This is a genomic window from Magnetospirillum sp. WYHS-4, from assembly GCA_039908345.1.
Lineage (GTDB): Bacteria > Pseudomonadota > Alphaproteobacteria > Rhodospirillales > GLO-3 > JAMOBD01.
The window spans coordinates 1-4,440 of record JAMOBD010000111.1; the positions used below are offsets into that span (position 1 = coordinate 1).

General features: G+C 66.2%; 4 protein-coding genes. All 4 read left to right on the plus strand.

The window, feature by feature from the left end; all coding sequences use genetic code 11:
* On the plus strand, positions 1-2,954 hold a 2,954-nt coding region (locus tag H7841_17840), incomplete at its 5' end, for a hypothetical protein (protein ID MEO5338724.1).
* Between the two features lie 88 nt (positions 2,955-3,042).
* Positions 3,043-3,288 (plus strand): plasmid stabilization protein, encoded by a 246-nt coding sequence (locus tag H7841_17845; protein MEO5338725.1) that lies wholly within the window; start codon positions 3,043-3,045, stop codon positions 3,286-3,288.
* On the plus strand, positions 3,285-3,710 hold the full coding sequence (locus tag H7841_17850) for a type II toxin-antitoxin system VapC family toxin (GenBank protein MEO5338726.1): 426 nt from the start codon (positions 3,285-3,287) through the stop codon (positions 3,708-3,710). The genes H7841_17845 and H7841_17850 overlap by 4 nt, the downstream gene beginning before the upstream one ends.
* On the plus strand, positions 3,707-4,156 hold the full coding sequence (locus tag H7841_17855) for a hypothetical protein (GenBank protein ID MEO5338727.1): 450 nt from the start codon (positions 3,707-3,709) through the stop codon (positions 4,154-4,156). Before H7841_17850 ends, H7841_17855 begins: the two co-directional genes overlap by 4 nt.
* Positions 4,157-4,440 lie beyond the last annotated feature (284 nt).

Sequence of the window (4,440 nt, forward strand, 5' to 3'; positions counted from 1 at the left end):
GCTTCCAGGACGCCTTCCAGCAGCAGTTCAACAACATCTTCACCGACGTCTTCACCGAGCAGGTCATCCAGCAGGGCACCACCAACCAGTTCCAGGAATTCCTGGTCGCCACCACCGGCGACGACAACCTGGTGGGCGGCGATTCCAACACTCAGTTCGCCATGATGCAGGGGATGTTCAACAGCGATTCCCTGGGCGGGAACGATTCGATCGACGGCGGCGGCGGCACCGACGAACTTACCCTGCTGGGCCTTTACGACATGCAGATGATCTTCGATGCCACCACCGGGATCATCACCTATGCCAACAGCGACGTCAGCGCCACCGGCACCATCGACCTGACCTCGGTCGAACAGATCCACGTGGCGCCATTCGGCGCCGGCGGGTTCACGGGCGTCAATGAATCCGTCTCCGGCGGCGCCGAATTCGGCCACGGCGACATGGGCGTCCGCCTCGCCTTCGATCCCAGCGAGACCAAGAAGGGCTACGTGCTGGCCGGCACCATGGGCGACGACACCCTGACCCTGGGCGCCGGGACCGAGCTCGACAACAACGGCATGAATCACACGCTCTCGAGCGGCGACGTCTTCGGCGGCATCATCTTCGGCGGCGACGGCCACGACACCATCACCAGCACGCCGACCGGCGACAACGTGATCTTCGGCGGCACCGGCCACGACACCATCAACGTCTCGGTCTATTCGGGCAAGGCCAACGCCCTTTATGGCGAAGAGGGCAACGACGTCTTCGTCTTCGACGATCTTTCCACCGGCTTCACCGGGGCGGTGCTGGGCGGCCTGGGCACCGACACCGTCCAGTTGTCCAGCTTGGCGAGCACCGCCGTCATGGACCTCAGCGGCTCCACCTTCGGCTTCGCCGGGATCGAGGCGCTGTACAACGCCAAGGCGGTGGCGGGCACCATCGTCGTCCGCTACGGCATGCTGGCCGGCGAAGGCGGCTCGGTCGTCAGCGTGGCCGCAGCCACCGCGGGATCGACCCTGCAAACCGGGTCCGCCAGCCTGAACGCCACGGGCCTCTCCAACCTGAACAACATCGCGACCCTGAAGACCGCCAGCGGCTCGGCGGGCGACATCACCGTCGGCGCGGCCCTGCTGGACAACGTCCATACCTTCGAAAGCGGCGCCACCGGGGGCATCCTACGCATCGATCCGGCGGCGAACGTGGTCGACATGACCAGCATGACGGACGCTTCCAAGTTCAAGTACATCGGCACCCTGACCAGCCAGCCGGCGACCGGCGCGGGCGGCAACGAAACCTGGAAGTTCAACATCGCGCAACTCAATCCCGGCAGCGCCGACAGCTTCGGCGACACCGCCTATTCCCAGGCCTACATGGAACTGGCGTCCATCAGCGGCGGCGACGGCACCGACACCCTGCAACTGATGGACGGCGGCACGGTCGCCGACAGCTATTTCACCAAGCTGACGGGCTTCGAACTGCTCAGGCTGGCCGATGCCGCCTATACTCTGACGGTAGGCAGCGAGGCCCAGAGCGCCATCACTTCCGCCAGCGGCAAGTTCGCCATCGATGCCACGGCGCTGACCACCAACGCCCTCACCCTCGATGCCTCCGGCCTGACCGGCATGGGCATCGCCATCGACCTGTCGGGCAGCTCCGCCGCCCATACCATCACGGGGGGCAGCGGCGCGGCGGGCAACGACACCATCGTCACCGGCAGCGGCAACGACACCATCGACGGCGGCACCGGCGACGATAGCATCACCTCCGGCACCGGCACCGACCACGTCTTCGTTTCCAAGGGCACCGACACCATCAACGTCGGCAACGGCGACGTCATCCGCATCGGCGACAATTTCATGCCCCGCGAGATGTCCTGGAGCGGCAGCGATCTGGTGATCCAGACCGAATACAACAACGACGGCCTGACCCATACCACCACCCTGGCTGGCGCCGCGGGGACATCGACCCTTCTCATCCGCTTCGACAAGGCGGACGGCACCCTCGACAACCAACATTATCTCAATGTCAGTGCGGCGCTTAGCAACAGCGGCGATTTCTTTGTCGGCGACACCTCGGGCTTGGCCGCCGCCGACACGGTGACCGGCGGAACGGGCAAGGACGTCATCTACGGCCGGCAAGGCAACGACACCCTGACGGGCGGCGGCGAGAACGACATCCTGATCGGCGGCACGGGCGACGACATCCTGATCGGCGGCGGCGACACGGGCGACGAGGCGGTCTATCTGCTGGACACCGCGGGGGTCGTGGTGGTCCTGGACGACTCCAACAACGGCAGCGCCACCCAGGGTGGCGGAGCCGGCACCGACACCCTGACCGGCATCGAACGGATCGAAGGCACGCGCTACGACGATACCTTCACCACCGGCGCCGGCAACGAATCCATTTGCGGCAACGCGGGGGCCGACACCTTCTCCATGGGCGCCGGCGCGGACACGGTGGAGGGCGGCGGGGGGATCGACATCGTCACCGTCGGTGCCGGCGCCGACAAGATCGTCTTCGGCGGCGCCTCGGCGGCCAACCTGGGAACCGACGTGCTGATGGACTTCAGCGGCGCCATGTCGTTCGCCGGCGCCACGGGCGACGGGGACAAGATCGTCTTCGACACCTCCGACCTCAATATCGGCAGCGTCACCTTCGAGCAGATGACCTGGGTGGGAGACGGCACCCCCCATGCCTTGATGAACAACGCCTCCAACGTGATCGTCCTGGTCGGCGCCAGCAGTGTCGGGACGCTCGCGGACGCGGCCTCGGCACTCGCCTCGGGCAACGCCCAGGCGACCAACGCCATCTTCCTGTTCCGCGACAGCGCCAACAGCGACAAGCTGACCATGGTCCACACGGACAACCTGGCCGGCGATGGGAACGAGACGGTGCTGGCCGTGTTCGACAACGCCACCACCAGTACCCAGGTGAACAACCTCGCCGCAACGGACTTCCAGGTCCAGACATGAGGCCGGGGGCCCATCCGGGCGGCGTCGGCGGCTTCCTTGAATGGGACCGGGCCGCATGCTATCGTGATAGCAGGCGGGAGAGGAAGCCTTGGCCCAACTCGTGGTGCGCAATCTCGAAGAGGATGTGAAGGCCGGGCTGCGGCGGCGGGCCGCCCGCCATGGCCGCAGCATGGAAGAGGAAGTCCGCGACATCCTGCGCAACGCCCTGCGCCCCGACGAGACCGGAAGCCGGCCCCTGGGCAGCCGTCTGCAGGCACGCTTCGCCGGAATCGGGCTGGAGGCGGACATCGAGGAATTGCGGGGCGAAGCCGCCCGGCCGGCGGTTTTGGGATGATCGTTCTCGACACCAATGTCATCGCCGCCGTCATGCGGCGCCAACCGGACCCGGCGGTGGTCGACTGGCTGGACCGCCAGCCGGCGGAAGCCCTCTGGACCACGGCCGTCACGGTCTGCGAAGTCCGCTTCGGCCTCGAGCTTCTGGACCCGGGCACCAGGCGCCGGGACCTGGAAGCGGCCTTCGGCCGCGCCCTCGAAGAGGATTTCGAGGGCCGCATCCTGCCCTTCGATCGCGCCGCGGCCTGGGAAGCGGCGGCCCTGGCCGCCGAACGGCGCCGCAGGGGTCGGACCGTCGAAATCCGCGACACCCAGATCGCTGGCATCGTCATCGCCAGGCGGGGCGTTCTGGCCACTGGCAATACCCGGCACTTCCAGGACCTGCCGGTCAAGGTCGTCGATCCCTGGGGGGATGGCCGATGAAGGAACTGATCCGGCGCTTGGCGGAACGGCCCGGCCTGGCGGCCGAATTGCTGGTGGCCTCGCTGCTCGCCAACCTGCTGGCGCTCGCCCAGCCGATCTTCGTCATCCAGGTGCTGAACCGCTACGTTTCCTTCGGGGTCGATGGGACCCTGGCGACGCTTACCGCCGGGGCGGTGCTGGCGGTAAGCTTGGAATTCGGCTTCCGCCAAGTGCGCCAGCGCCTGGCCGCCGCCGTCGGCGCCCTGCCCGACCGGCAGGTGGCCGAGTGGAATGCGGCCGATGCGCACGCGCTTCAGGCCGACGACCTTGAGCCCGACCAACTCGCACATGCGGCGGATCTGGCGTTTTTTCCCTTCCCGCAGAATGAAGTTGAGCTGATCTTCATTTTGCCAGGTCACTATGGCGGGCAGCAGTTTTTTACCGTCCAGGCTCAGACCGTGGTTTAAGCGGCGCAGATCGGCATCCGGCAGGCGTCCCGGTTTGCTGTAGGCAACCCGCACCAGATATTCCTTTTCGACGGAAGTCGTTTCACCTATCAGGTGCTTCGCTATGCGTCCATCCTGCGTCAATACCAATAACCCTACCGAGTCGATATCCAGGCGGCCGGCCGGCACCAGACTGCGCAACTGGGTCGGGTGAAATGTCGTCTGTACCTTATCTTCCGGCCAGCGGTTTTCCGGCTTTACCAGCGCTATGGCTGGTGTATAACCGTCTTCCGCCTGACCACTGA

Coding starts and splice junctions, on each gene's coding strand:
- H7841_17855 (MEO5338727.1), top strand. CDS start 3,707: ATGAAGGAACTGATCCGGCGCTTGGCGGAACGGCCCGGCCTGGCGGCC.
- H7841_17850 (MEO5338726.1), top strand. CDS start 3,285: ATGATCGTTCTCGACACCAATGTCATCGCCGCCGTCATGCGGCGCCAA.